This is a genomic window from Mucilaginibacter rigui (assembly GCF_014773275.1).
Taxonomy (GTDB): Bacteria; Bacteroidota; Bacteroidia; order Sphingobacteriales; family Sphingobacteriaceae; genus Mucilaginibacter; species Mucilaginibacter rigui_A.
Genome location: NZ_JACWMW010000001.1, coordinates 79,016 through 104,509 on the forward strand (window position 1 = coordinate 79,016; position 25,494 = coordinate 104,509).

General features: G+C 40.7%; 29 protein-coding genes and 1 pseudogene. 13 read left to right on the forward strand and 17 right to left on the reverse strand.

The features are described 5' to 3' along the window. Nucleotides 1-95 precede the first annotated feature (95 nt). From IDJ75_RS00340 to IDJ75_RS00350, 3 genes are all read right to left on the reverse strand, one after another. Nucleotides 96-899, reverse strand: a complete 804-nt coding sequence (locus tag IDJ75_RS00340) for a 5'-nucleotidase, lipoprotein e(P4) family (protein ID WP_191173634.1) — start codon at nt 897-899, stop codon at nt 96-98. Between the two features lie 203 nt (nt 900-1,102). Then, a complete protein-coding gene (locus tag IDJ75_RS00345; RefSeq protein ID WP_191173635.1) occupies nt 1,103-1,855 on the reverse strand; it encodes a LytR/AlgR family response regulator transcription factor in 753 nt (250 codons plus the stop codon). Between the two features lie 2 nt (nt 1,856-1,857). Continuing rightward, on the reverse strand, nt 1,858-2,931 hold the full coding sequence (locus tag IDJ75_RS00350; RefSeq protein ID WP_191173636.1) for a sensor histidine kinase: 1,074 nt from the start codon (nt 2,929-2,931) through the stop codon (nt 1,858-1,860). Between the two features lie 295 nt (nt 2,932-3,226). Between IDJ75_RS00350 and IDJ75_RS00355 the strand changes: the two genes are divergently transcribed. The 3 genes from IDJ75_RS00355 to IDJ75_RS00365 all read left to right on the forward strand — a co-directional run bounded on the left by IDJ75_RS00355 (nt 3,227) and on the right by IDJ75_RS00365 (nt 5,296). Further along, the gene (locus IDJ75_RS00355; protein WP_191173637.1) at nt 3,227-3,607 is read left to right on the forward strand and encodes a T9SS type A sorting domain-containing protein; all 381 of its coding nucleotides are present in this window, start codon (nt 3,227-3,229) and stop codon (nt 3,605-3,607) included. A gap of 477 nt (nt 3,608-4,084) precedes the next feature. After that, nucleotides 4,085-4,579: a hypothetical protein gene (locus IDJ75_RS00360; RefSeq protein WP_191173638.1), complete on the forward strand. Its 495-nt coding sequence runs from the start codon at nt 4,085-4,087 to the stop codon at nt 4,577-4,579. 207 nt (nt 4,580-4,786) lie between these two features. Beyond that, the gene (locus IDJ75_RS00365; RefSeq protein ID WP_191173639.1) at nt 4,787-5,296 is read left to right on the forward strand and encodes a hypothetical protein; all 510 of its coding nucleotides are present in this window, start codon (nt 4,787-4,789) and stop codon (nt 5,294-5,296) included. An 88-nt stretch (nt 5,297-5,384) separates the two neighbouring features. On the opposite strand, the gene IDJ75_RS00370 is transcribed toward IDJ75_RS00365, so the two are convergent. The 8 genes and pseudogenes from IDJ75_RS00370 to rpmB form a co-directional block, all read right to left on the reverse strand. Further along, nucleotides 5,385-6,002, reverse strand: coding sequence for a hypothetical protein (locus IDJ75_RS00370; RefSeq protein WP_191173640.1), 618 nt, complete (start codon nt 6,000-6,002; stop codon nt 5,385-5,387). Between the two features lie 54 nt (nt 6,003-6,056). Next, nucleotides 6,057-7,667 (reverse strand): bacillithiol biosynthesis cysteine-adding enzyme BshC, encoded by a 1,611-nt coding sequence (gene bshC / locus IDJ75_RS00375; protein ID WP_191173641.1) that lies wholly within the window; start codon nt 7,665-7,667, stop codon nt 6,057-6,059. 114 nt (nt 7,668-7,781) lie between these two features. Beyond that, nucleotides 7,782-9,116: a 30S ribosomal protein S12 methylthiotransferase RimO gene (gene rimO / locus IDJ75_RS00380; RefSeq protein WP_191173642.1), complete on the reverse strand. Its 1,335-nt coding sequence runs from the start codon at nt 9,114-9,116 to the stop codon at nt 7,782-7,784. 64 nt (nt 9,117-9,180) lie between these two features. After that, nucleotides 9,181-9,354, reverse strand: a pseudogene (locus tag IDJ75_RS21430) (GxxExxY protein); the annotation flags it as partial. A gap of 115 nt (nt 9,355-9,469) precedes the next feature. Further along, nucleotides 9,470-10,432 carry a signal recognition particle-docking protein FtsY gene (ftsY, locus tag IDJ75_RS00390; protein WP_191173643.1) on the reverse strand — a complete coding sequence of 321 codons (963 nt, stop codon included), beginning with the start codon at nt 10,430-10,432 and terminating at the stop codon, nt 9,470-9,472. Nucleotides 10,433-10,605: 173 nt separating this feature from the next. After that, on the reverse strand, nt 10,606-10,767 hold the full coding sequence (locus IDJ75_RS00395; RefSeq protein ID WP_191173644.1) for a DUF4295 domain-containing protein: 162 nt from the start codon (nt 10,765-10,767) through the stop codon (nt 10,606-10,608). 76 nt (nt 10,768-10,843) lie between these two features. Next, the gene (rpmG, locus tag IDJ75_RS00400) at nt 10,844-11,026 is read right to left on the reverse strand and encodes a 50S ribosomal protein L33 (protein ID WP_067063463.1); all 183 of its coding nucleotides are present in this window, start codon (nt 11,024-11,026) and stop codon (nt 10,844-10,846) included. 76 nt (nt 11,027-11,102) lie between these two features. After that, nucleotides 11,103-11,336 carry a 50S ribosomal protein L28 gene (gene rpmB, locus IDJ75_RS00405; protein ID WP_121246453.1) on the reverse strand — a complete coding sequence of 78 codons (234 nt, stop codon included), beginning with the start codon at nt 11,334-11,336 and terminating at the stop codon, nt 11,103-11,105. A 245-nt stretch (nt 11,337-11,581) separates the two neighbouring features. Between rpmB and IDJ75_RS00410 the strand changes: the two genes are divergently transcribed. The 7 genes from IDJ75_RS00410 to lpxB all read left to right on the forward strand — a co-directional run bounded on the left by IDJ75_RS00410 (nt 11,582) and on the right by lpxB (nt 18,411). Beyond that, complete coding sequence (locus tag IDJ75_RS00410) at nt 11,582-12,547, forward strand: hypothetical protein (RefSeq protein WP_191173645.1); 966 nt, start codon at nt 11,582-11,584, stop codon at nt 12,545-12,547. 179 nt (nt 12,548-12,726) lie between these two features. After that, the gene (acs, locus tag IDJ75_RS00415) at nt 12,727-14,628 is read left to right on the forward strand and encodes an acetate--CoA ligase (RefSeq protein WP_191173646.1); all 1,902 of its coding nucleotides are present in this window, start codon (nt 12,727-12,729) and stop codon (nt 14,626-14,628) included. Nucleotides 14,629-14,752: 124 nt separating this feature from the next. Further along, a complete protein-coding gene (locus tag IDJ75_RS00420) occupies nt 14,753-14,938 on the forward strand; it encodes a CsbD family protein (protein WP_117394098.1) in 186 nt (61 codons plus the stop codon). A 130-nt stretch (nt 14,939-15,068) separates the two neighbouring features. Further along, nucleotides 15,069-16,220, forward strand: a complete 1,152-nt coding sequence (locus IDJ75_RS00425) for an acyltransferase family protein (RefSeq protein ID WP_191173647.1) — start codon at nt 15,069-15,071, stop codon at nt 16,218-16,220. A 46-nt stretch (nt 16,221-16,266) separates the two neighbouring features. After that, complete coding sequence (gene surE / locus IDJ75_RS00430) at nt 16,267-17,043, forward strand: 5'/3'-nucleotidase SurE (RefSeq protein ID WP_191173648.1); 777 nt, start codon at nt 16,267-16,269, stop codon at nt 17,041-17,043. Continuing rightward, nucleotides 17,036-17,302, forward strand: a complete 267-nt coding sequence (locus tag IDJ75_RS00435) for a hypothetical protein (RefSeq protein ID WP_191173649.1) — start codon at nt 17,036-17,038, stop codon at nt 17,300-17,302. Before surE ends, IDJ75_RS00435 begins: the two co-directional genes overlap by 8 nt. Continuing rightward, nucleotides 17,299-18,411: a lipid-A-disaccharide synthase gene (gene lpxB, locus IDJ75_RS00440; protein WP_191173650.1), complete on the forward strand. Its 1,113-nt coding sequence runs from the start codon at nt 17,299-17,301 to the stop codon at nt 18,409-18,411. Before IDJ75_RS00435 ends, lpxB begins: the two co-directional genes overlap by 4 nt. A 71-nt stretch (nt 18,412-18,482) precedes the next feature. On the opposite strand, the gene IDJ75_RS00445 is transcribed toward lpxB, so the two are convergent. The 3 genes from IDJ75_RS00445 to IDJ75_RS00450 are packed head-to-tail and all read right to left on the reverse strand — an operon-like array spanning nt 18,483 to nt 19,069. Next, nucleotides 18,483-18,644, reverse strand: a complete 162-nt coding sequence (locus tag IDJ75_RS00445) for a hypothetical protein (protein WP_191173651.1) — start codon at nt 18,642-18,644, stop codon at nt 18,483-18,485. Between the two features lie 45 nt (nt 18,645-18,689). Beyond that, a complete protein-coding gene (locus IDJ75_RS21260; RefSeq protein WP_262892082.1) occupies nt 18,690-18,818 on the reverse strand; it encodes a hypothetical protein in 129 nt (42 codons plus the stop codon). A 26-nt stretch (nt 18,819-18,844) separates the two neighbouring features. After that, on the reverse strand, nt 18,845-19,069 hold the full coding sequence (locus tag IDJ75_RS00450; protein WP_191173652.1) for a hypothetical protein: 225 nt from the start codon (nt 19,067-19,069) through the stop codon (nt 18,845-18,847). Nucleotides 19,070-19,453: 384 nt separating this feature from the next. Between IDJ75_RS00450 and IDJ75_RS00455 the strand changes: the two genes are divergently transcribed. Further along, complete coding sequence (locus IDJ75_RS00455; RefSeq protein ID WP_191173653.1) at nt 19,454-20,329, forward strand: alpha/beta fold hydrolase; 876 nt, start codon at nt 19,454-19,456, stop codon at nt 20,327-20,329. A gap of 214 nt (nt 20,330-20,543) precedes the next feature. Here IDJ75_RS00455 and IDJ75_RS00460 read toward each other — a convergent pair whose 3' ends face one another. Continuing rightward, nucleotides 20,544-21,401, reverse strand: coding sequence for a hypothetical protein (locus IDJ75_RS00460; RefSeq protein ID WP_191173654.1), 858 nt, complete (start codon nt 21,399-21,401; stop codon nt 20,544-20,546). Nucleotides 21,402-21,764: 363 nt separating this feature from the next. Between IDJ75_RS00460 and IDJ75_RS00465 the strand changes: the two genes are divergently transcribed. Together IDJ75_RS00465 and IDJ75_RS00470 are read left to right on the forward strand one after the other, a co-directional pair. After that, on the forward strand, nt 21,765-22,793 hold the full coding sequence (locus tag IDJ75_RS00465) for a phosphoribosyltransferase-like protein (protein WP_191173655.1): 1,029 nt from the start codon (nt 21,765-21,767) through the stop codon (nt 22,791-22,793). A gap of 3 nt (nt 22,794-22,796) precedes the next feature. Next, nucleotides 22,797-23,357 carry an NADAR family protein gene (locus IDJ75_RS00470; protein ID WP_191173656.1) on the forward strand — a complete coding sequence of 187 codons (561 nt, stop codon included), beginning with the start codon at nt 22,797-22,799 and terminating at the stop codon, nt 23,355-23,357. 475 nt (nt 23,358-23,832) lie between these two features. Here the strand turns inward: IDJ75_RS00470 and IDJ75_RS00475 are convergent, their stop codons facing one another. Both IDJ75_RS00475 and IDJ75_RS00480 read right to left on the reverse strand, forming a co-directional pair. Then, nucleotides 23,833-24,516: a hypothetical protein gene (locus tag IDJ75_RS00475; protein WP_191173657.1), complete on the reverse strand. Its 684-nt coding sequence runs from the start codon at nt 24,514-24,516 to the stop codon at nt 23,833-23,835. Between the two features lie 364 nt (nt 24,517-24,880). Next, a complete protein-coding gene (locus IDJ75_RS00480) occupies nt 24,881-25,408 on the reverse strand; it encodes a hypothetical protein (protein ID WP_191173658.1) in 528 nt (175 codons plus the stop codon). Between the last annotated feature and the right edge of the window lie 86 nt (nt 25,409-25,494).

The window sequence follows — 25,494 nt, forward strand, 5'->3', positions numbered from 1 at the left end:
CATGTTATTGCGAGCGATAGCGCGGCAATCTCGTCGCGTGCATTGCGTTCATGCATTTGCAACGAGATTGCCGCGTCGAAATGACATGGTTTTAACTATTGCTTATCAACCTTAATTTTAGCCCTGATGATAGAATCCTTCTGCGCGCCGGTGAGTTTATAATTGTAGTTGAACAGTGCGCCTTCAAAATCCCCGTAAGATGGATTTGGTAATACAATGTATTTACTGCCAAAATCTTTTTTTAATTGCTCGGTAACTGCCTGCCTGTTTTGCTCTGTGGGTTTGTTATCGTATAACATGTCAAAATCGGGCAGGTTATCGCCGCATAGTAAAACAATGTTGTAGGTGCTTAATATTTGCTGGCGGCGGCTTTCTTTACTCGATATTTTTTGCCTCAAAAACACATGGGCATTATCCGTATTTGGCAGGCCGTAAAGCTGCAGGTTTTTTATCGTGACTGCGCGTTCATCTTCATCGCGGTTGGTTACATAAAACACAGTCACTCCTTTTGATGCGGCGTATTTAAAAAACGCAGGGGCACCGGGTACGGTATCGGCCACGGCTTTTGCAGTCCAGGCTTTCCAGGTTTCGGGGCTAAATTCCTGATTGTTGGCACCGCGCATGGCATCATAAGGGCTGTTATCTAAAAGGGTCTCATCAATATCGGTAACTACAGCCAACGGTTTGCTGCCGGGGTTTTTCAGCGCTTCATCCAAACGCCACTTTGCGGTATTATATGCCTGGAAACACAAAGCCTTATATTCTGCCGATCGTTGCTGCCAAAGCGATGCCCAAACCTTACCATTATTGGCAATAGAAGTACTTTCTGTTTTTTTTGGTGTAGAACAGGCTGCTAATAATATAGCACTTGCCAGCAATACGGTTAGTGATTTTTTCATGTATGCAAAGGTAAGCCGGGTTACAAAAGCTCGGGCTTTATTTTATCAGTAAATTATTTGGCAAACTTATTTAATTTGGGTTGTATCACAAAGGGCAGTATGGTTTAATAGGATGTCATTGTAATAATTGTAATGATGATCCTCAGCCTTGTAAAACTCGGTAAGGCGGAGCAAACAGGAAACAATGGTTTATCAAAAGATGGTTATATCCACTTACTCAAAAACTTGCCAAATTCTTCTTTATACTGATCGCCAACGGTGATGTTGATTTTGCCAATTTGTAAAGCGTTGCGGGTTATGGAGTTAATTTTATCGAGCGATACAATATAGGAGCGATGTACCCGCAAAAACCGCGTTGCAGGTAATTTTTCTTCAAGAACCTTCAGGCTGCCAAGGGTGAGGATGGCTTTTTCTGAATTCTGCAAAAATATCTTTACATAGTCCTTAAGGCTTTCCATGTATAAAATATCTTTTAGTGCTATTCGCACCAGTTGGTACTCTACCTTAACAAATAAGTATTCGTCTTCTACCCGGCCGGTTGTAACCGTGCTTTCGGCAATAGGTGCGGTGTTGGATTTATGGAGCAGTTCGGCATAAGCCAGTGCCTTGTTAGAAGCGTGCAGAAACTCCTCGTAATTGAATGGTTTTAGCAGGTAGTCCAAGGCATCAACCCGGTAACCCTCTAATGCAAACTGGTTGTAGGCGGTGGTGAAAATAATACGGGGTTTATTAGGCCCGCGGCTCTCCAATACCCGGGCAAGTTCAATGCCGTTTAGGTTGGGCATTTGTATATCCAGGAATATGAGGTCTACCTTGTGGTTTTGCAATCCACCCAAAGCCTCTACCGCACTGCCGTACCTGCCAACCAAATTAAGGAATGGCGTTTGCTCAATAAAGGCGCATATCAGCCCAAGGGCCAATGGCTCATCATCAACAGCTATGCAGTTTATTGTCATGATTACAGGTTAATGGATAAATTTACAATATATGTATTTCCCTCGCCGCCATCATCTACTTTAAAAGTGTATCGGCCTTTGTAAAGCAGTTCTAACCTGCGGATAGTATTATTTAGCCCGATGCCCTGGTTCTCTTCGATGTTGTTGCCATTGGTTTTAAACACCTCGTTTTTTACAATCAGGCTTATTTTGTTATCATCCTGCTCAATAATAACATCAATAGTGCTTGGCAGGGTATCGCTCACGCCATGTTTAAAGGCGTTTTCTACAAAAGTTAAGAACAACATCGGTGCTACTGCAAAATCTTTTAAAGGTTGTGGAGTGATGAAGTTAACGGTCACTTTTTCTGTTAACCGCAGTTGCATCAGGCTGATATAATCTTTTATAAAAGCTATTTCCTGAGTTAACAGGGCTGTGCTGTTTTGGGTATCATAAAGCACATAACGCATCATACGCGATAACTGGTGTATTGCAGTGCGCGATGTTTCTACATTGACCACCGTAAGCGCGTAGATGTTATTGAGTGTATTAAAAAAGAAATGCGGGTTTATCTGCGCTTTTAAAAAAGATAATTCTGAGCTTATCTTTTCCTGCTCCATTTGCTGGTTGCGTTGCCTGTCTTTTTGCCAGATCTGGGTGGTGGTTATACTGGTGCTGATACCTAATACCAATGCCGATATAGCCAGGGTAAGGATATCATAACCCTGTTTGTTTTCCAGATTTTTTAATGAGTTTTTCTTTTTCATAAACGCCTCTACAAAAAGGCGCGGAAGTTCAAGGTATTTATCAAACCAACTCATAAACGCCATGATAACGGCTATTACTAATGTGATCAATAAAAAATAAATACGGCTGCGGTTTTTTAGTAAAAATTCGGGGACAAAGTAATAGGCATTGAGATAATAGGCTGCTATTAATATGATAAAAAATAGATTCTGCTTTATCCAAAATTGGTAAGGTACATCAATACCCCAGCCAAGGGGCTGGTTAAACAATAGTACGGTGCCAAGCACTATCCATATAAGGGTTTGGATAAGGATATTAACCAGTGTGCTTTTAGATCTAAGAAATGTCATTCCCTTGGGTTTATAATTAACAGGATATCACAATATTACAAATGATATGGCCATAATGCCAATTATAATCTACAGGAGTTTAAAGTTTACCGACGGGCGGGCATTTTTATCAGTTAAAACTGCTTTTTAAAAGTGGACGGGTAAAAAAAAAGACTTTAGCCGAATGAAAACAGCCCCCGGTCTATTTGTATCAGGTGCTGGTCTATCGCGTTTTTTTAGTTGCGTAAACCGCTGTTTCTTTGGGTATTGAAAGTTGATAAAAAATTTAAAAGCATAATTTAAAAAAGAAAACATCATGAAAAAGCCATTCACATTAGCAGCATTATTATTAATATTAAGCACAGGTTTATTCGCAGCAACACCAGTGAAAAAAACCGGCAATGATGACGCAAACAAAGCAATTGTAGTACAGGCTATGCGCAATGCTTTAGGTTTTGGCGTTAGCATACAAAATGTAAGCACTTCAAAAGCATCGGTAACAATTACCGATAAAAACAACAATGTTATATTATTTGATAAGTTGGCCAAAGGTAAATCGGTTGAAAAAGCCTACAACTTATCCCAGCTTGAAAGCGGCGACTACCAGTTGGTTGTAAACGCCGATAACAACCAAGTTACTAAAAAACTACATGTGTACGAAGAGTACGGCACTAAAGCGTATATCTTTTTACAATAAGCCATAATGCAAACCCGGTATAAAACGATGCCCCTGTATAAACAGGGGCATTTTTTTTTAAATTTTAACGGTTAAAAACGGGCCTTCGTCTATGTTCTTGCGGCGGCTATCTATTACGTTTTTATATAGGCAGATAAAGATATTTATTTGTGTACCCGATATATTTGAGGGCAAATTTTCACAAAAAGGCACAGGGGTTTTTTAATTGAGATTTAGTTGGCCTCTGTGCTCTTTGTGTTACTTATTGCCACTTTCCCATGCTGTTAATTCCTCTTAATGCTTGCAAATTATTGCGAATTTTACAAAATATAAACTTTACAAAAACAAATTAGCTATAATTGGGTTATGCCATACACTGCTTGTTAGCTAATACGTTAAGTAATTAGTTTCAGCGCCGGCCTGCACCAGGTATTGCATAGCCCGACAAAAAAATCAAACAACAAACAAATACATCTATACATTAATCTTTTACAAATTATGAAAATTATCAAAGCTTTACTTTTATTAACTATAGTTTTTAGTGTTAGTTCGTGCATTAAAGAGGATAATAACCCTACAAGAATATATGCAATTACAGCTAATGTTGACGGCAGCGCTACCTCTTTTAATACTAATGTTACAAGTACTACCGGCACTACAAGCGGTAGTGTATTAACTACTATTAAGGGTAATGCAGCAGACGGAAGCACCTTGTCTATAACTATAAAAGGTGACCTTGTTGAAGGTAAAACGTATTCGGCTGCAACAGTTGGTGCTACGCAAACACCAATTATCTCGTATGTATTAGGTAGTGATACTTATTTAAATAATAATACCGGTGCAAACCTGGTAAGTGTTACCATTACCGAGGCTACAGATACTTTGGTTGAAGGAACCTTTAAAGGCGACCTTGCAACGGTTGCAACAGGTGATGCTACTGTTAAAAATAAAGCAATAACCAACGGTATATTTACTGCCAAAGTAGTAAAATAGATATTACAGCATTATCTGTATAGAAAGTGCCCCGGTGTTTGCCGGGGCATTTTTATGCTGTTACCGGGCAAAAACCATTATCGATAATATGTTATGGTTTAATATTTTTACTCCATGTTAAATTAATTTCTTAATTTAAGTATTTTCGCGGGGTTTTAAGAATAAGCAAATCAATAAATTACACGCTATAATAAACAATTACACATTATGAGATCAATTAAAGCTTTAATGCTTTTAACAATTGCATTCACTGTTATCGCATTCAGTTCATGCAAAAAAGACAACAACGAAGACACGTTAGCTACAAGCACTATAACTGTTGATATTGACGGTACACCTACCGTATTTACTACCAATACCGTTGCGCTTAAAGGCGAATTAAACGGAAAAGAGATTACCAGTGTGCAGGGAACCGATAAAACTGGGAATACCGTTTCATTAACCATTAACGGAAGTGTAATAGCCGGCAAAACCTATTTATCAAACGCGACTGAAATTGAGAACAAATCGAACTTTTTGTTTACAACAGCAAATGATGTAGATATTTATTCTAATGATGACGCTTCTGTTCAATCTATCACGGTAACAAGTGTATCAGCAAATCGTATTGAAGGTACCTTTACAGGCATCGTTAACACATCTTTATTTGGTAACGGAGCTATTAAAGTTAAATCGTTTACCAATGGCAAGTTTAAAGTTGCTATAATTAGTAAATAATATACTTAGCTTAAACCAGAAAGCCCTGCTAATAGCGGGGCTTTCTGGTTTAATATTATTCTGTTAATACCGTAAACTTAAAATCAAGCTATTTAAAATCTTCATACTTCAGGGTCTTTAAATCCTCTAGCTTTATTGTCGGGGATTTATATTGCTCAATTGGTATGGATAAAGCTTGCGGCTGGTTCTTGGCAAATGGCACTTTGTAGCCATCTCCATCTTTTGTTGTTAAAAAAACATTATCATATTCTTTATCCGCTTTATCTAAATAAATCATGGTAGGTTTATTTACTAAATAATCCGTTGCATAATCATCTCCCTTTTTAATAGTAGCCCAAGCATGCACATCTGCCTGCCATTTAATATCAATTGGATATTTTAGAAAATTAGTAGCAAAACAGAATATAGACAGATCTGTGTCAAAGGGGAATATAATTGCAAAGGAATCAGGGGAGAGCTGGTATAAACGCGGTAATGCCGCAAAATCATCCTTATTATAACTATTGCAAAATTCTGTCAACGCCGTTTTTATTTGAAAGTGTTCGACGTTTTGTACAATGATTAATTTGTCATTAGGTTTTTCTACGGTAGGTATTTTGTCTAACGAGGGCCTGCTTATATCTTTAGCAGATTTATTAGTTGAGACACAAGCCTTGAAAATAATTATTACCAGTAAAGCAGCGATAACGAGTAGTATAACTTTCATTATTGTGAAGGGTTTATACTAAATTATGCATTATCAACCAATTAATCAAGCATGCTACTCTGTCAATACCGTAAACTTAAAATCAAGCGGTTCAAAGTTGCGGATAAGTTCGTCTATAAAAAGCTGGCCCCATTTTACATAGCTGAGGCCGAAGTTCTCTGAACGTTCCTGCAGGCTGTTGTTTGGGAAAATATCTGCCTTGATGTGTTCTATCTGTTCCAGGCGGGTATGGTAATTGCGTTTCTCGGCTTTTACCAGTTTCTTTTGCAGGTTATCAATAGCATGTTTAAGGCGTGCCTGTACCGCTGCTGCCGATGGCTCAAGCGTGCTGTCTATTTTATGGGCGCGGAGTTTTATTTTTTCAAAGGCACGTTCCAGCTCGCGCCATTCGTCGGCAAGGGAAAGATCGTGGTTGCTGTGCTTTTTTACCCAGTTGTTTTTTATCTCGTCGGCGCTTTTAAAGATCTCGGCAGGGGCGAGCTCCATGCTTTTTATCTTGGCCGCGGTTTCTTTACGGATAACCAGGCCCGAGTTACGCAGTATCAGTATCGGGAAATCAACCTTATAGAAATCGAAGTTTGATTTAAGCTCCAGCCAGTAAACCACTTCGGCCCCACCACCTACGTAGGCAATGTTTGGCAGTATGCATTCCTGGTATAGCGGGCGCATTACCACATTAGGGCTAAACCTTTCGGGTGCGGTGTTTATCTCCTGTTTTAATTCAGCCTCAGTAAAGCTGATATCGGTATTCATAACGCTGTAGCGGCCGTTCTCAAAAACAAGGCGTTCGCGCAGGTTGTCTTTCAGGTAAAAGAAGTTTATCTCGCGTGGGTTTACCTGGATGTGTACACCCAGTTTTTGCAGTTTTTCGTTTACAGCGGTAATATTTTTAAAGCTGTTTTGCCCGGTGATATCCTGCTCCATAATAGGGGCGAAGGATTGTTTGAGGCGATGGTCGTCGGCATCAATAATAACCAGCCCATAGCGGCCAAAAAGGGCATTCACCAGGTAGCGGGTAGCATCGGCAAGCTTATTAAACTTGGTGTATGCGGTTTCTACCATTTCACCCAGATCGCCCGAGTACCCGTCTATGCCCAGTACGCCTTTATACTGGTTAATGGCCTGGCGCATGGTATCCGGGTTGATACGGCCGGTAGCGCCCGATGCCTCATACCACCAGTGTACCTTTTTTCCGCCAATGTTGGTGTAGTTTATCTCGGCAAAATCATGGTCCTCAGAAGCCATCCAGTAAACCGGGATAAAATTTTTATCAGGGTGTGCCTCTTTAAGTTGGCGGGTAAGTTTTATGGCTGTTACTATTTTGTAGATAAAATATAGCGGGCCGGTAAATATATTAAGCTGGTGGCCGGTTGTAACCGTGTAAGTATCGGCTTCCTTTAGTAATTGGATGTGTTTGCGGATAAAATCGGCAGACTCCAGCTCGGGTTCGCCTTTTTGGGAATTACCAAAGTACTGTTCCGTTAATACCTCTGCTAACAGATCGCGGTTGGCAATAACTTTTTTATGATCGAATAACTCGGCAAACCCTTCAAGAGTGGGGCGGTGGCTGTAAAATGACCTTAACTCCGGAACATTCTCCAGGTAATCAATAACCGTTTGGGAAAAGTATCCCGTGTCTTTATAGTCAATACAGGCTGCGTCCATTTTATTTACGATTGCAGATTTACGATTTTAGATTGATGCCTAATTCCTTAAACCCTGAACATCGAAATTAGATTTTAATATCTTAATAGCAATACATGGCCGGTAAAAAGGGTTTTATTTTACAATTTGTCCATAAAGGTCAAAGTCTTCGGCGGTGTTAATTTTAACGTTAACAAAGGTGCCAACGGCTGCATAATCTATGGCTGCGTTAATTAAAACCTCGTTATCAACTTCAGGCGAATCATATTCGGTACGGCCAACAAAATAGCCGCCGTCTTTCTTATCAATCAGTACCTTATAGGTATTGCCTATTTTTTCCTGGTTTTTATCGAACGAGATGCCCTGCTGAATTTCCATGATGGCATCAGCGCGCTCCTGTTTTACTTCTTCAGGTACATCATCAACCAATGAGTGGGCGTGTGTTTTTTCCTCATGCGAGTAAGTAAAGCAGCCCAGGCGGTCAAATTTGGTATCCTCAACCCATTGTGCCATCTCTTCAAAATCCTGCTGGGTTTCGCCGGGGTAGCCGGTTATTAGCGTGGTACGCATGGCGATGTTCGGCACACGGTCGCGGATCTCGTTTACTACGTCGATAGTTTTTTGCTTAGTTAAGCCGCGGCGCATTGATTTCAGCATGTTATCTGTAATATGCTGTAAAGGCATGTCCAAATACTTGCAAATGTTATCGCGCTCGTTCATCACTTCCAGTATCTCCATCGGGAAACCGGAAGGGTAGGCGTACTGCAGCCTGATCCATTCTACGCCGTTCACATCGCTTAAGCGGCGCAACAATTCATCAAGATTACGTTTACCATACAGGTCGAGGCCATAGTAGGTTAGGTCCTGGGCAATCAGGATCAGTTCTTTTGTGCCGTTTTTAACCAGGCTTTCGGCATTTTTAACCAATTGCTCCATCGGTGTGCTTACGTGCTTGCCACGCATCAGCGGGATGGCACAGAATGAACACGGGCGGTTACAGCCCTCGGCAATTTTAAAATAAGCAAAGTGCGATGGAGTGGTAAGCAGGCGTTCGCCAATTAGTTCGTGGCGGTAGTCGGCACCAATGTTATGCAGGATGTTTTGCAGATCATTTGTGCCGAAGTAAGCATCAACGTTGGTGATCTCGGCTTCCAGTTCGGGTTTGTAGCGTTCGCTCAGGCAACCGGTAACAATCACTTTGCCAACTTTACCCTGGTCCTTTAGCTCGCTGTATTGCAAAATGGTATCGATAGATTCCTGTTTGGCATTATCAATGAACCCACAGGTGTTTATCACGATGATATCATCGCTGCGCATTTTATCAGATTCATGAACCACATCATAAGCGCTGCCCTTAAGCTGGCCCATCAGTACCTCACTATCGTAAATGTTTTTTGAACAGCCCAAAGTAACCACGTTTACACGGGGTTTGCTTTTTAGTATCGGCTTGGTAATTTCTTTTGTCCTCATTATGTTTTTTCTTTCACCGATTAACTGATTTTTTTGATTTCACAGATTTTGGTCTATCGGTCAACTAAACAGAAAATCGTTTTATGGAGCAGCTTACATTACCGAAGTTTATAAGCAGCCCGGTTTTTACTTTCGCCGCCCTTAAATACGACAGCACTTGCTTTTGAAATAATATAGGCGTGTATATGCTTGCAAAAGATTTTATTTCGACAATAACCTTGTTTGCAACAAAAAAGTCACAACGGAAATGCCAACGAGTTTGTCTTTAAAATATAGATTGAACTCTCTTTCGAACTCAGCCATTTCTAATCAGTGAAATCGTTCTAATCGTTATCAATCGGTGAAAACAATAATTATTTAAACAAACTATCCACAAACGCCTGCCTGTCGAACAGTTGCAGGTGTTCCATGCCTTCGCCCACGCCTATGTATTTTACAGGGATCTTAAACTGGTCTGATATCCCTATCACCACACCACCTTTGGCTGTACCATCAAGCTTGGTTAGGGCCAGGGCATTAACGGCGGTAGCTTCGGTAAACTGTTTGCATTGCTCAATGGCGTTTTGCCCGGTCGATGCATCCAGCACCAGTAGTATCTCATGCGGTGCGCCGGGTACAACCTTTTGCATCACATTTTTTATTTTGGTAAGCTCGTTCATCAGCCCTACCTTATTATGTAAACGGCCTGCGGTATCAATAATTGCCACATCATCGCCATTGGCCACGGCCGATCGCAGGGTATCATAGGCCACAGATGCCGGATCGCTGCCCATTGGCTGCGCCACAACCTTTACATCAACCCGTTTACCCCAAAGCTGTAACTGATCTACAGCCGCTGCGCGGAAGGTATCGGCAGCGCCTAATACTACCTTGTTGCCGGCTTGTTTTAGCTTGTGGGCCAGTTTGCCTATAGTAGTGGTTTTACCCACGCCATTTACGCCAACAACCATTATTACGTAGGGTTTATGATCGCCGTACTCAAAGTTCTGAAAATCATTACTGTTGTTTTCGGCAAGCAGTTTTTGTATCTCATCCTTTAAAAGGTTGTTAAGCTCGGATGTATTTACGTATTTATCTTTGGCAACGCGAGCCTGTATACGCTCAATTATTTTAAGTGTGGTGCTTACGCCAACGTCAGATGTTACCAGTACTTCTTCCAGGTCATCCAGCACATCATCATCAACGGTACTTTTACCGGCAATTACTTTGGTTATTTTGGAGAAGAAATTATCCTTGGTTTTTTCCAGGCCGGTGTCAAGCGCCTGCTGTTCCTGCTGTGTGGTTTCCTTTTTCTTGAAAAAATCAAATAGTCCCATAGGTCAGATGTGCAGATTTTAAATGTGCAGATATGCAAATTAACAATTCTAACCGGGATGTTTGGATATAATGACAGGCCTGTTTGCTTATCATGGTATCGGTACATCCGCCAGTAACAAAAAAAGCCCTCTCGTTATCAACAAGACGGCTTTTATATTTCTATCGAAAGTTATTACAGTTTACCTGCAATAGCATCTTTAATGAAATCGTTTGCAACGATTTGCTCTTTGAATGAGTAAGCACCGGTGCGTGGTGATTTATTCATTGTTATTACTTTCGAAAATTCTTTTCCTTTACCCTGTACTTTAAGGGTTGCAACTACTTTCTTTGCCATGTTGTTATGTTTTAATAAGTTGTGCTTACAATTGCAGGGCTGTTATTAACCTGCATCTACAGCAAACAAGCTTAGATTATTTAATCTCTTTGTGTACAGTTACTTTACGTAAAACCGGGTTAAATTTTTTCATTTCCAGTCTTTCGGTAGTGTTCTTTTTGTTTTTGGTGGTAATATAACGAGACATACCCGGCATGCCGCTGGTTTTATGCTCTGTGCATTCTAAAATTACCTGAACCCTGTTGCCTTTCTTAGCCATTTTCTTTTATGTTTTGAGTTGCCTGCCAATCGTTAAGATATCACATCTTTACCGTAGCCCCAACAATCTATTAATATTAAATAGAGCCTTTTTTTACAAACTTGTTGATACAAGCTGTTATACCATTTTTGCTGATAGTTTTTAAAGCTGAAGTAGATACTTTTAGAGTGATCCATTTATCTTCTTCAGGGATATAAAACCTTTTAAGCTTTAAGTTTGGATAAAACTTGCGTTTAGTTTTAACGTTTGAGTTAGAAACGTTAAAGCCATTCATGTAGCCTTTTCCTGTTAAATCACAAATTCTTGACATGACAAATATTTTTTAATTCTCGTTCTTCTCCTAAAAAGAGTTTGCAAATATCAGCTTTTTAAGTGAAATATACAACGGTGTTTTTAAAATATTTCAAAATATTTTTAGCACATCACAAAAAGCATAATCACCGGCTTTTGGATCGCTGCAGGATACACTGTATCTTGCGGTTCATATGTAATAAGAGAGATTTGATTTATTGGGGATATAGTTGCCATATATCCCCAATTTACTAAACCATAAAAATGAAAATAACGTTTTTAATACTAGTTACTATGCTGGCAAGCTCTTTAAGGGGTTTATCACAAAAAATCAGTAGCTATCCTTTTTCTTATATTGATAATAAGATCATTTTACATATCCAAACCGGTAACAATGAAACACTCAATTTTATATTTGATACAGGAGGGGATGGTTTTTTATTAGATTCGACTATTGCCCTAAAGTATACGTCATTCTATGACTCCCAGGGGCAGTCTGCGGTGCCTTTTATAAACGGACACCTTAAGTCCCGGCATTTTAAAAACAATCAAATTTTTAAAGATAATTTGTTAAATAAAATATTTGTTGATGGAGATATAATTCCGATGAGTTCGGATGCGAAAAAGCTTGAAAGTGCTACACCCAGGCACGGCGTAATCGGGCTGAATGCTTTTTTTAAAAAGTACTGCATAAGTATTGATTTTGAACATGAACGATTGGATGTTTTTTTGAAACAACCAACGATTAAACATGGCGAAAAAGTTTACCATACCGACATAATATCAGCGGATGAAGGACATAGAGCAGGGTTGTCGCAGTTTTACCATAAGATAGGTGTAAAGGTTGAATATCGGTTAAGTGATAAAGTGACTATTAAAACAAATGCGATATTTGATACCGGGGCAAATAGGGATTTTTTTATTTCCTCCTCACTAAACGTCGACTCATTATTAAAACAGACTAATAAAGCATATACTGTTTTTGAAAAAAAAGTAAGCTGGGGAAATGAAATACATAAGCTGTATGAGTTTGATGCTGATTCGGTTATTATAAATGAAAATATCCCTGTAAAATACTATTGCATATATTTTGATCAAGTAGAAAAAGGAGCAATGCCTGAGTTTGGGGATTTGCAAACAGCCGGCTCAATTGGAGCCCCGTTTTTAAAGCATTTTAAAAAAGTTACATTTGATTTTCCACAAAATAAATGCTATTTTTTTGCTTATTAGCGCTTGTTATTGCCTCGCAGGCTAATATAATAAACTGCATAAACAACTTTTGTTATGTATCTGGTATTCTATGCATGTGTTGGTTATATTTAATACTTTTTAAATTTTTTTAAAAAGGTGAAATTTAATGCGCAGATAACGCATAAATTACTAATTTACGCCACCATTTATATACTACCATGCAAGTAAAATCATTTGAAGAATACCAGCAGGTGTACCGCAAAAGCGTTGAACAGCCTGAACAATTTTGGGAAGATATAGCCAATAATTTTTTATGGAAAAAAAAGTGGGACAAGGTTTTAGACTGGAATTTTAAAGAACCCAGGATAGAGTGGTTTAAAGGTGCCAAACTAAATATTACCGAAAACTGCCTTGACCGACATTTAGAAAAGAATGGCGATACCCCCGCAATTATCTGGGAGCCAAATGACCCGCACGAGGATCACCGTATATTAACGTACCAGCAATTGCACGATAAGGTGTGCCAGTTTGCCAACGTGTTAAAAAACAATGGTGCCAAAAAAGGCGACCGCATTTGTATTTATATGCCTATGGTGCCAGAGCTGGCCATTGCTGTTTTGGCCTGTGCACGTATTGGCGCTATCCACTCTGTAGTGTTTGGCGGTTTTTCGGCGCAATCAATTGCCGATAGGATAAAAGATGCCGAGTGTAACATCGTAATAACTGCCGATGGTAGTTTCCGTGGTACAAAGGAAGTACCGCTTAAGTCAATTATTGATGATGCACTGGTGCAATGCCAGTCGGTGCAGAAAGTTATTGTACTTACCCGCAGCCATACGCCGGTATCAATGATAAAAGGGCGCGATGTATGGTGGGAAGATGAGATAAAAAAGGTAGAGACCCAACGTAATATGGAATGCCCCGCCGAGGAGATGGACGCGGAAGATATGCTGTTCATCCTGTACACATCCGGCTCTACAGGTAAGCCAAAAGGTGTGGTACATACCTGCGGTGGCTATATGGTTTATACTGGTTACACGTTTAGCAACGCTTTCCAATACCAGCCCGGCGAGGTTTATTTTTGTACAGCTGATATTGGCTGGATCACCGGGCACTCGTATATCGCTTACGGGCCGCTTACGCAGGGGGCAACCTCAGTAATGTTCGAGGGCATCCCAACCTGGCCAAACGCAGGCCGTTTATGGGATATTGTAGAAAAATATAAGGTTAACATATTATATACCGCTCCAACAGCCATACGTTCGCTGATGAGCTTTGGTGATGATGTAGTAAAAGGGAAAGATTTTAGCTCGTTAACCAAACTGGGCTCGGTAGGCGAACCGCTTAACGAGGAAGCCTGGCACTGGTTTGATGAGAAGATAGGTAAAGGTAACTGCCCTATTGTTGATACCTGGTGGCAAACCGAAACCGGGGGCTTTATGATATCGCCTATTGCCAACGTAACGCCTTTAAAGCCGGGTTATGCTACTTTACCGTTGCCGGGCGTGCAGCCTTTACTGGTTGATGAGAACGGCAAAGAGATAGCAGGTAACGGCGTAAGCGGAAACCTTTGTATTAAGTTCCCGTGGCCGGGCATGCTGCGTACTACCTATGGCGACCATGAGCGTTGCCGCACCACCTATTTTGCCACTTACCCCAACCTTTATTTTACAGGCGACGGTTGCTTACGCGATGAGGATGGTTACTACCGCATTACGGGCCGTGTTGATGATGTGCTGAACGTATCGGGCCACCGGATTGGTACTGCCGAGGTGGAGAATGCCATAAACATGCACAGTAGCGTGGTAGAAAGCGCTGTAGTAGGTTACCCGCACGATATTAAAGGGCAGGGTGTATACGCTTTTGTGGTATGCCCTAACCTGCATGACGACTCTGAGCTGACCAAAAAAGATATCATGATGTCGGTATCGCGTATTATTGGTGCCATCGCCAGGCCGGATAAGATCCAGTTTGTAAGCGGTCTGCCAAAAACACGATCGGGCAAAATTATGCGCAGGATATTACGCAAGATAGCCGAAGGGGATACCGCTAATTTAGGGGATACCTCTACCTTGCTTGACCCTGCTGTGGTTGAAGAGATAAAGGCGGGGGCACTTTAAAAAAATCAAGAGACAAAATTGGCTGTCAAAGTCGTACCATTCTGTTTCTTGTTTCCTCACTTTAATAAAACCAAATAAGGTCTTATTCGTTCTTTTTATACATCTAAATAAGGAGAAACAAACCATGGACAAATTAGAATTAAAAGGCGGCTGGAACGAGTTGAAGGGTAAAATAAAACAAGCATACGGCGACCTGACTGACGATGACCTGGCCTGGGAAGAAGGTAAGGACGATGAAACACTGGGCCGCCTGCAGCAAAAAACAGGCAAAACCCGCGAAGGTCTGATAGATTGGTTGAAAAGCCTTTAAAAACAAAAGCCTCAAGTTAATTGAGGCTTTTGTTTTTATACCATACGTCACTCAATTTGCACCGCTGGTAAAAGCAAGGATTTGTTTTTATATTTCTGTTACATTTGCGCGCCTTATTAATCAAACAGGAATGACAACCCGCAATCCGCAAGCAGCATTAATACAACCCAAAGCAAAAATAAATTATATCGACCACCTAAAGGTATTACTTACCATGTTCGTGATCTTACACCACACCGTTATAGCTTACGGCGCGCCGGGTGGATGGTACTACACGCAAAAAACAACATTGATGGGCGCCATCATCCCCATGACCGTATTTGTTACGGTTAACCAGGCGTTTTTCATGGGTTTGTTCTTTTTTCTGTCGGCTTTATTTGTGCCTTCATCTTACGATAAAAAAGGCCCGCTGAAATTCATTTCCGACAGACTTATCAGGCTCGGGGTACCTTTGCTGTTTTATTCATTCGTGTTGTCGCCACTTTTAAGCTTTATTTCTTACAGGTGGGCCCGGGGGCATGATGTTACTTACCTGCAATACCTAAGCGGTTTTGATAGCTGGGTAGATTTTGGCGTGCTTTGGTTTGTTGCCGCCCTGCTGATATTTACGTTATTATATGCCTTATACAGGGTAACGGTTAAGGGCCCTGCCAAAGTAGTAAAATTACCCACAGGTACCGCTATCGTGTTTTTTGCGATCCTTATCGGACTGGTTAGTTTTGGCGCACGTATTATATTCCCTGTAGGGTGGGTGCTTAAGCCGCTGGGTTTCCAGTTAGGGTATTTCCCGCAGTATATCGCCCTGTTCATTTTAGGGCTTATAGCTGCCCGGAGCAAGTGGCTGAATGATGCCGGCCTTAAAACAGGCAAGCATATGCGCGCCATTGCCATTTGCATATTAGTAATTGGGTTCCCAATGCTCTTTATCATGCGCCAGGTTTTAAATTTCCCAATAGGGTGGTTTGGCGGCGGCGCGCACTGGCAGCAGGCTTTTTATGCCATGTGGGAGCAATTGCTTGGTTTTAGCATCTTAACAGCCCTGCTTTGCATTGCCAAACATAAGTGGAATACCCCTTCAACCTGGCTCAATAAACTATCGCGGGCTACGTTCGCGGTGTATATTTTTCATCCGCTGGTGGTTATCTCGCTTACCGTAGCAGCAAGCGGCTGGGCTATTGAGCCGGCGCTAAAGCTATTGGTTGTTGCGCCCTTAGCAGTATTGTTCAGTTTTTTACTGGGGATGCTGCTGGTTAAAATTCCGGGCGTAAATAAGATAATTTAACACGCGGCGAAGCAAAGCTTAATTCAATAATAGCTATTTTTGCAGTATGTCAAAATCTCAACAACCCACTATACTTGTAGTAAACGATGATGGTATAACCGCGCCGGGTATAAAAGCTTTGATGCATACCATGAAAGAACTGGGCAGGGTAGTAGTTGTAGCGCCTGATAGCCCGCAATCAGGTATGGGGCATGCCATCACCATAGGTAAGCCGCTTCGTTTAGACGAGGTGGATATTTACGAGGGTATTGAAATGTACCGCTGCAGCGGCACCCCGGTAGATTGCGTTAAGCTGGCCGTAACCAAGGTTTTCGGCGGTAAAAAGCCAGATCTGTGCGTGTCGGGCATTAATCATGGGTTGAATAACTCGATCAATGTATTGTACTCAGGCACCATGTCGGCCGCGGTTGAGGGGGCTATAGAAAGCATTCCATCTATTGGTTTCTCCTTGGATGATTACACCATGGAGGCCGATTTTGAGCCCAGCCAAAAGTTTGTAAAAGAGATAGCGCAGCAGGTTTTAGCAAACGGGTTGCCTGTTGGCACAGTGCTGAACGTGAATTTCCCGGCAGGGGATAAAATAAAAGGCATTAAAATTTGCCGCCAGGCCAACGCCAAATGGGCCGAGGAATTTGATATGCGGTATGACCCATACAAACGCCCTTACTACTGGCTTACCGGCGTATTTCAAAATAACGACCATGGCGAAGATACCGATGTTTGGGCGCTTGAGCATAATTACGCATCGGTAGTGCCGGTACAGTTTGATATGACCGCCCACCACGCTATCCCCGTTTTAAATACCTGGACCTTTAATGTTTAAAAAGAACAATCTTTTCCTTGGGATACTTTACGGCTTTATTCCGCCGGTTTTGGCATGGTTAATATTTGCCGTATTGCTAAAAAACGACGCCATTGTGATGGATAAACCCGCTGCGCCCTACCTTATTGCCATCCTGCTGAATTTTGTAATATTACGGTTTTCAGCGAGGGCGCATCTTGATAAAACATCAAACGGTATCATGATAGCTACATTTGCGTGTACCATATTGATATTTGTACTTAAAATATACGCAAGATGAAGTATTACCTGGTAGCCGGCGAGGCCTCGGGCGATTTGCACGGGGCAAACCTGATGAAGGCTTTAAAAGAGCTGGACGGGCAGGCCGACTTCCGCTTTTTTGGCGGCGACCTGATGCAGGCCGAGGGTGGTACATTGGTTAAACACTACGCAGATATGGCCTTTATGGGCTTTGTAGAGGTAGTAATAAATCTGAACACCATCCTCAAAAACCTCAAGAAATGTAAGCAGGATATTTTGGCCTACCAGCCCGATGTTTTGGTATTGATAGATTTCCCCGGGTTTAACTTAAAGATAGCTGAATTTGCTAAAGCACAGGGTTTGTTAGTTTGCTATTACATCTCCCCCAAAGTTTGGGCCTGGAACCAAAAGCGTGTCCTGAAAATTAAACGCATTGTAGATCACCTGTTTTGTATCCTGCCCTTCGAGGTTGATTTTTATAAAAGCTGGGGCATGGAGATAGACTACGTAGGTAACCCGTTGCTGGATGCCGTTGATGCGTTTAAACCCAATCCTGATTTTATAGCAGATAACAACCTTGCCGGTAAAAACATAGTGGCGCTGCTGCCCGGCAGCCGTAAGCAGGAGATAAGCCGCTTGCTGCCCGAAATGCTGGGTGCGGTCAATAAGTTCCCGCATCACCAGTTTGTGGTGGCAGGCGCGCCATCGTTTAATAAGGATTATTACCATCAATACCTGGGCGGCAAAGCTATCCCCGTAATATTTAATGCCACTTATGATATACTGGCCAACGCCGAAGCCGCGGTTGTGGCATCGGGCACGGCAACACTGGAGACGGCTCTGTTTAACGTGCCGCAGGTAGTGGTTTATAAGGGCAACACGCTAACCATAGCTATTGCCCGTATGCTGGTGAAGCTTAAATTTATCTCGCTGGTAAACCTGATAATGGATAGCGCCGTTGTGAAAGAGTTGATACAGGAAGATTGCAACACGCTCAACATAACCAATGAATTAAATAACCTGCTGCATAATACCCACCACCGCGAAACTATGCTGGCAGGGTATGACGCGCTTGACGAAAAGATGGGCACGCCGGGCGCTTCGGCTAAAACGGCTAAGCTTATTGTAAAATATGCTTCAAAACAATAAGGCCCTGCTAAAATAGCCGGGCCTTACTTGTCTCAAAAGGATGTTTTAAATAGATGTAGATATATGATTGATCAGGCAGCCGACAACTGTTGTTGCACAGCAGCTTGTTTATTGCTTGGTAAAAATTGGTTGCGTTCTCTGAAAGCCTTTAGGTCTTCCATTAATAAATTCTTCAGTTCGTTATCAAAACGGTTAACTAATTTACTTGTTGCAGGTTGTTTATAAGCTTTCATAGGTAGATGTGTTTAGTGTTGTAAGTTTTTTTTAGTGTTTTATAACTAAGCAGCGTTTAAGCGGCTTGTGTTTTTCGATTTAATATTCTTCAGGTCGCTCATTAGTATATTCATCAATTCTTTATCGAAACGGTTAACTAATTTGCTGGTAGCTGGTTTTTGGTAAGTTTTCATAATCAAATATTTTTAAGTTTTTAGTTTTACTGTTGTTTGTTGTCTTCTTCGTTGTTCTCGTTTTCCTGGTTCTCGCTAAGGTTATCATGCCGGCGTTTTGCCTCTTTGTATTGCCTTGCCAGTTGTTCCTTATCCCGTTCGTCGGATGTCTTTTCAGGCGCTTGCGGGTTTTCCCACTCTTTCTCTTCGCCCGGGTTTTCTGTTGTTTCGTCGATTACCATTTTAACTCCGTTTGGTAAGTAGTATTCCAAACTAATGCCAAACTTTTGCCGTTGCTCAAAAAAAATGACATCCGGCACGCCGAAATTTTACGTTAAAACTAAAAAGCGCTGTAAAAGAGTTATTTATACATCCTTGTTAAAAAAGTTGCTGCAGAAAAAAATGTATAAAAAAATAGTACAGCCTGTTGTAAAGAATAGTCAGCAGGTGTTTTAAAGCCGAAAAAAGTGTTCGTTTTCAGACAGGGATTGTTCTGTTTGGTGCGGTATTACAAATCCCCTCTTTTGAGATGGAGTAGGGGTGTGTTAAACTTCAAGCGGCGCAAATCCCCCCTTAAGTAGTCGTTTTTGCACCGCATCAAGTTCCTAAAACCACGCCATCTTTGTAATGTCAATAAACTAAACTAAAACAACATCATGAAAAATCTATTCAAAAGCATTAACCCTTTAAAAGCAATAGTAGCCATTGCAATGGTAGTGCTTACAGCAACCACATTGCAAGCGCAGCAACTTAAACCTGCCGCCAGTGGCTACGCGCCGGTTAATGGCCTAAAGGTTTATTACGAAGTGTATGGCGATGGCAAACCCCTTGTTTTACTGCACGGCGCTTTCATGACCATTGAGGGCAACTGGGGCCGGCTGATCCCCGAACTATCAAAAACCAGGAAGGTAATTGCTATTGAAATGCAGGGCCACGGGCACACACCCTATGCAGACAGGAAGCTTGACATTGCTACCCTGGCAAGTGATGTGGATGCCGTAATGAACTATTTAAAGGTTGATAGTGCCGATGTTGCAGGCTACAGCATGGGTGGCTCCGTAGCCTACCAGTTAACACTGCAACACCCTAAACGGGTAAAAAAACTGGTCATCATTTCTTCTACCTATAAAAGTACCGGTTGGGTGCCCGCTATAGCAGGTGCATTTAAAAACATGAAACCCGAAATGTTTGCCAATAGCCCCATGAAAACCGCGTATGATGCCGTAGCGCCCGACAAAACAAAATGGACAAAGTTTATAGACCAGATGCTTGTTTTTATGGCAACGCCATTTGATATGGGCGACAGCAATATTACCAAAATTACTTCGCCCGTACTTATTATAGCGGGCGACAATGATGGCCTTGATAAAGTTGAACTAGCAAAAACCTACCAGTTACTGGGTGGTGGCGTATCGGCCGATATGGCACCGATGCCAAAATCGCAACTGGCCGTTTTGCCGGCGCAGAGCCATGTGGGCTTAATGATGCAAACCCCAACCATTTTAACCTACCTGAATGGGTTTTTAAAATAGTAAGGTAATAAGTTTGAAAAGCAAAGGCGGTGAGGCTATCATAGGGTAGCCCCCGCTTTCCCTCCAAGCCGCCGATGGAAGCGGGCTTTCCGTACAATCGGGTTTAGGTGGGAGAGGGAGTGCTTTTAACTCGGGTTATGGCACGCGGCACGCATGTGTCGGTGGAGAGGAAATAGTGCAGCAATGTTAAAGAACACGTTTGTTAGCAGAATGATTATATTAAATCGATATATACTCTAAATATTTCACCATTATATTTTTCTGCATAAACTTTATACTCTCCATCACCTAAAAGTGTCCCGAATGCAATTCCCGCACCTTTATGTCCCTTTTTGTAATTCAGCTCCCCAAAGCCTTTTTTTGAGAAGGTAGCGGCACACACACCTTTATAGGAATAATTAAACTCAGATGATGTCTCTAGCCTTTCAAGTATGTTGTCGTTAATTAACTCATTTACAGTTTTATCATAACCAATAATTATGTCATCAAAATGGCCGAAATCTTTTTCATATTGATAAATAATTGAAGTGTTTTTATCTTTATACAGTCTAATATTTTCAAACTCTTCTTTAACCCATTCTGAATCAATATAGCAAGGGTCAGTAATCATCAATTGCCCGCTGTCAACTCCTACAATTCCCATTTCTTCTATTTCTAATTCGGTTTTATCAAAAGTGTCATCATCAAAATAATTTTCAATACTTATTGCTTGTCTACTTACATCCTTCGCTTTTTCCAATTCACTTTTTAACACGCTTAATTCCTGACGTTGTATATTTAATTCTTGTATATGTGAATCTTTATCTTCACTTAATCTAGTAATTTCTTCTTCCCTGATTTTAATTCGATCGCTAAGTATTTTCTCTACAAATTCAGGCGTCTTTTTTTCTAGCTCTGCTGATTTATCTTTCCAAAAATTCATATTCATTAAAGCCGTTTTGGTTTGTTCTTCTTTGGAATTTAAAGATTCTTTTAGATTTTCAACGTAAGCTTTATAAAACCAGCCACCCGCAACAAGCGCCGTTCCATTCAAAATTACTTGCCCCCATTTTAGATAATCATCAGGTACCATATACTTAGGTTTATCTTATAAAGATGGTGATTTTTATTTTTAAACATTAATAAGTAATCTTCTTATACACAAGTCGAGTACAACTACAACATGAATTATATGAGGCCTATATCGGCGCGCCTGCTTAAAGTAGTTGTTAAAAAAAAATATTATCATAAAAATGTGTAGATTAGATAGTAAACCTAAATGACTTATTATGAATACCAACAATTTGCCCGTAATGAAACAGGTCAGATTCAGACGATTATCCGAAAGAAGTCCATCAACTTCCGCTAATAACTTTAAATTATCCAAAAGGCCAAAATCTGGTAGTGGAGGATATTTTGAACAAACGATTTAATTAAATTTAAAACCTTGTCATTAATGGAAGAATTGGCTAACAAAATTGTGGATATAATATATGACTACCGAAGCGAAAGTGGAATTAGTTTGGATAAGGATCATGTTTTAACGTGGGTTTCGCAATTCGATGAAGACGACAGAGGATTTTTGCTTTCTGAGTTTTTACATATTTTGCCGAAATCATACATATCAAAGGAACTAGTTATAGATGAATTCAATCAAATTTTTGAATATTTAAGTACTTATAATAAGTACGATTCTATCATTGCTTTTCTATCGCATGCAAAATTTTTGAGTTGCCAAAGCGAAGTTAAAAGTCAAACAAAACTACTTGCATTTTTGGATACCATATGCTTTGATCAATATGGGATAAATTTAAAAAATTGTGGTAGCGAGGGTATAAAGCATTGGATATATTTAGATGATGTCTTAGCTTCTGGTGGGACTTTCAAAAGAGAAATTATTAACGAAATAAATACATACGGTATTGACAAAATAAATGAAGAAAAAATTAGTATTATACCGATCTTCTTTTTTTTGCATACCTGGGGAGGTAATATTATTAAATATAGCATCAAGCAAGAATTTAATATAGATATAGTTTTCCATAGAGTTTTTGAGATTCAGAATGATCCTAGAATAAATTATTATAATCAAAATCCCCTATTTAATCATGTTTACATTAGTAGTGACCAAGGAAATGAAAAACTTGATGCCTATTTGAATAATTTAGATGCGTCAAAACATAAGGAATTTGCTTACAGAATTATGGGTATGCCCAAGACCGAAGGATTTTATTCTTCAGCTAATAATAGACAACGATATGAGAAGATAATTTTGGATAAAAGCATTGAGATATTGTCTAGGGCAAGCTCACTCGCTCCATCAATTCGGCCACTGGGTTTGACTTATCCTAGTTATCAAACATTTGGTACTGGTAGTCACGCTTTTACCTGGAGAAATGTATCTAATACCTGCCCCGTGGTTTTTTGGTGGGAAAACCATGGATGGCATCCGTTGTTTCCAGTAGAGAATCGAGGTAACCATTAATTTATGCGGATTTACAAAAAAGATTCATGTATTACTTTTAGGAGTACCAAAAGTGATTTTGGCGGACTATCTAATATGGCTCCTGGTTATCCAATCAAGATTAACGATAATTGGGTTAAAACAGCAGAGGCATTATATCAGGCATTAAAATATCCATATAACCCGGAAATACAAAAACGTATTATTTTTGCAAATAGTCCTATCGTAGCTAAACGAATTTCTCGTTATTATGAGAAGTTTGAGCGACCTGATTGGCTTAACGTTAGGTATAAAATAATGAAGTTCTGTATTGAAGTTAAATTAAAACAGAATATTAATACCTTTTCCAAGGTATTACTTTCCACTGATAACCTAGCAATTGTAGAATATACAAATGATGATAAGGTTTGGGGGGCGATTGATAAAGGAGAATATTACGAAGGAATTAACGCTTTAGGTAGACTTCTGATGGAACTAAGAGAAAAGTATAGAGATGCACCCAACGGTTATTTTATTAGTCCACCAAATATTGCAAACGTGACATTTTTAGGCATAGACTTAAAGGAAAATTTAAATTATTTATAATTCCACACAGGTCGAAGTTGAAAGCTTTGACTGGAACATTTAAGTTTTTAGTTCACATCTCTCCCATGATGGCGCACGCGTGCCGCGTGTGCTCACCCAGGCCTTCACCCCAATACCCTCCCTAAAACCTGTTTTTCTAACCCTTTAGCCTGTTTAGTTATATTGCCACTCACGCCAAAGCAACCTGGTCAGTTATTGTGGTAGATCCAAAAACAAGAAAGATAGGCATTGTTAGGGGGCCTTGTGCCGGGCAAGGGCGCCATGGTGGTGCAGGCCATGAGCTAACGTGGCGGCGATAAACGCGGCGACGTCCAAAGGTATTGAGCGCGTTCCTCACCGTAGCCAAGCCATTTGATGACCCTGAAAAGCCATATATTAACCTGCTAGTCAAATCGAAGCGGCGAGAATATAAACTCCATCAAAGTTTTAGCAATGAAGTTTGATGCCTGGAATCAGGGGGCAGAAAATTAAGTCTTTAAGTAGCCTGGAGATAAATTACCGCTTCGCAATTGGTTAAGGTAAGTGGCGCGCCGTTACCATCTACAGGATAAAGTTTGCAGTTAACATTGAGTTTTACTTTAATTCTTTCGGCAATGCCCGGTTCTGCGGGTATTACCACGGTTGAAACTACAGTGAACGTACTACCGGTTTGGTCGCCAACGGTATTATATATAACATTATTTTTATCTGTGTAATTGATGTATACGTCTTTAACATCTGCAATAAGGTTGGTATTGGGGGCATAGGCCCACGTACCGGTTGTTATAAAACTTTTTAAAAGCAACCGGGCCTGATCAAAGGTGGTAGTGTGCAATGTTTTAAAATAGAATATAATAGCCGGATAGTTAACCATAAATACTTTATTGTTAACTATGCCGCCACCGTACCCGGCAATCAGGTTATCAGGCTCATACTCGCTTGGTTGGGAGATACCCGAATCCCAATCTCCACTATCGTTAACAGGCCAGGCGAGGTCGGTGCCATTTAATTTACCTTTAAAATAATATTCTGCAGAGCCTACTGAACCGCTGTTACCCGGATCTCCCGGTACTGCTCCACCTGGTTTAACATCATGATTATAGTCGACAGGATCTAACTTACAGGCTGAAAAAGATGTTGCCAGCAACAGAATAAAAACAAGGGAGGTTAGGTTTTTCATTATCCGAAAATAATAATATCCTGTAATTATTTTTCCTTTTTATTTTAAAGGTTAAAATATTATTACTGCTAATGCTTAACCCTGTTCCGCGGGTGTAAAAGTTTATATAAAAACAATGTCGCCTTCGGTTTTTTCCAGCCTCAAAAGTCTTGTTCCGTTTCTATTGCATTTGGGAAAATATGGAACAGGCCTTGATTTATATTTAACTATAAATAAGTTGATGATTAAAAGGCGAATGTTTCCGTTTTTGGTTGGTTGTACGGCACAAAAAGGCGAATCAGGGGCGAAAAAAGGACGAATGAAGCCGTTTTTTTCCGGTGACCGTTTTGCTGCCTCATTTCTAAAAATTCGAACAAAAGCAGGGTTAACGCCCGGTGTTTATCTGCGCCTTAACCTGCTTGGCTATCTCTATTTTTTCGCTGTCTTTTAATACGCCTAATGCTATTAAGGGCAGCATACCCGACGGCAGGGTGAGGTATAATTGCCCGCCGGTCCAAAAGTTTTTTTTATAGGTAAGGTCAATGATCTGGCTGTAGGGGGTAAAGGTTAGCGGTCCGCTGTCTATCATAATCTTGGAGTACCGCGAACCCTTGGGTATCAGGCGATAGTAAAAGCCTTTATCGTCCAGTCTGGCCCGCTCTACGCCGGTTGAGTATTTGATATAGTAATAGCCGCCAACAATAAGCCCGGCTTTAAAAATCAGCATAATTATAGACATGAAAAATTCAACCACACCCTCAAAACTGATCAGTATAAACTGGATATTATACCAAACAGACCGGTGAATATCAATAAACCCAAATGTAAAGGCCAGGCCTACCAGTATAAGTATTACCCCAACGGCTATAGCGCGCGTTTGCGGCAGGTAATAACTTTTGGCTTGAGGAGTCATATAGTAAGATTAAATGTGATACTACAAATAACCACTGCAAAATGAGAAGGTTTTAGCCTGGAGGTGGTAGCTAAATAAAAAGGCCT

Coding starts and splice junctions, on each gene's coding strand:
- IDJ75_RS00340 (WP_191173634.1), bottom strand. CDS start 899: ATGAAAAAATCACTAACCGTATTGCTGGCAAGTGCTATATTATTAGCA.
- IDJ75_RS00345 (WP_191173635.1), bottom strand. CDS start 1,855: ATGACAATAAACTGCATAGCTGTTGATGATGAGCCATTGGCCCTTGGG.
- IDJ75_RS00350 (WP_191173636.1), bottom strand. CDS start 2,931: ATGACATTTCTTAGATCTAAAAGCACACTGGTTAATATCCTTATCCAA.
- IDJ75_RS00355 (WP_191173637.1), top strand. CDS start 3,227: ATGAAAAAGCCATTCACATTAGCAGCATTATTATTAATATTAAGCACA.
- IDJ75_RS00360 (WP_191173638.1), top strand. CDS start 4,085: ATGAAAATTATCAAAGCTTTACTTTTATTAACTATAGTTTTTAGTGTT.
- IDJ75_RS00365 (WP_191173639.1), top strand. CDS start 4,787: ATGAGATCAATTAAAGCTTTAATGCTTTTAACAATTGCATTCACTGTT.
- IDJ75_RS00370 (WP_191173640.1), bottom strand. CDS start 6,002: ATGAAAGTTATACTACTCGTTATCGCTGCTTTACTGGTAATAATTATT.
- bshC (WP_191173641.1), bottom strand. CDS start 7,667: ATGGACGCAGCCTGTATTGACTATAAAGACACGGGATACTTTTCCCAA.
- rimO (WP_191173642.1), bottom strand. CDS start 9,116: ATGAGGACAAAAGAAATTACCAAGCCGATACTAAAAAGCAAACCCCGT.
- ftsY (WP_191173643.1), bottom strand. CDS start 10,432: ATGGGACTATTTGATTTTTTCAAGAAAAAGGAAACCACACAGCAGGAA.
- IDJ75_RS00395 (WP_191173644.1), bottom strand. CDS start 10,767: ATGGCAAAGAAAGTAGTTGCAACCCTTAAAGTACAGGGTAAAGGAAAA.
- rpmG (WP_067063463.1), bottom strand. CDS start 11,026: ATGGCTAAGAAAGGCAACAGGGTTCAGGTAATTTTAGAATGCACAGAG.
- rpmB (WP_121246453.1), bottom strand. CDS start 11,336: ATGTCAAGAATTTGTGATTTAACAGGAAAAGGCTACATGAATGGCTTT.
- IDJ75_RS00410 (WP_191173645.1), top strand. CDS start 11,582: ATGAAAATAACGTTTTTAATACTAGTTACTATGCTGGCAAGCTCTTTA.
- acs (WP_191173646.1), top strand. CDS start 12,727: ATGCAAGTAAAATCATTTGAAGAATACCAGCAGGTGTACCGCAAAAGC.
- IDJ75_RS00420 (WP_117394098.1), top strand. CDS start 14,753: ATGGACAAATTAGAATTAAAAGGCGGCTGGAACGAGTTGAAGGGTAAA.
- IDJ75_RS00425 (WP_191173647.1), top strand. CDS start 15,069: ATGACAACCCGCAATCCGCAAGCAGCATTAATACAACCCAAAGCAAAA.
- surE (WP_191173648.1), top strand. CDS start 16,267: ATGTCAAAATCTCAACAACCCACTATACTTGTAGTAAACGATGATGGT.
- IDJ75_RS00435 (WP_191173649.1), top strand. CDS start 17,036: ATGTTTAAAAAGAACAATCTTTTCCTTGGGATACTTTACGGCTTTATT.
- lpxB (WP_191173650.1), top strand. CDS start 17,299: ATGAAGTATTACCTGGTAGCCGGCGAGGCCTCGGGCGATTTGCACGGG.
- IDJ75_RS00445 (WP_191173651.1), bottom strand. CDS start 18,644: ATGAAAGCTTATAAACAACCTGCAACAAGTAAATTAGTTAACCGTTTT.
- IDJ75_RS21260 (WP_262892082.1), bottom strand. CDS start 18,818: ATGAAAACTTACCAAAAACCAGCTACCAGCAAATTAGTTAACCGTTTC.
- IDJ75_RS00455 (WP_191173653.1), top strand. CDS start 19,454: ATGAAAAATCTATTCAAAAGCATTAACCCTTTAAAAGCAATAGTAGCC.
- IDJ75_RS00460 (WP_191173654.1), bottom strand. CDS start 21,401: ATGGTACCTGATGATTATCTAAAATGGGGGCAAGTAATTTTGAATGGA.
- IDJ75_RS00465 (WP_191173655.1), top strand. CDS start 21,765: ATGGAAGAATTGGCTAACAAAATTGTGGATATAATATATGACTACCGA.
- IDJ75_RS00470 (WP_191173656.1), top strand. CDS start 22,797: ATGCGGATTTACAAAAAAGATTCATGTATTACTTTTAGGAGTACCAAA.
- IDJ75_RS00475 (WP_191173657.1), bottom strand. CDS start 24,516: ATGAAAAACCTAACCTCCCTTGTTTTTATTCTGTTGCTGGCAACATCT.
- IDJ75_RS00480 (WP_191173658.1), bottom strand. CDS start 25,408: ATGACTCCTCAAGCCAAAAGTTATTACCTGCCGCAAACGCGCGCTATA.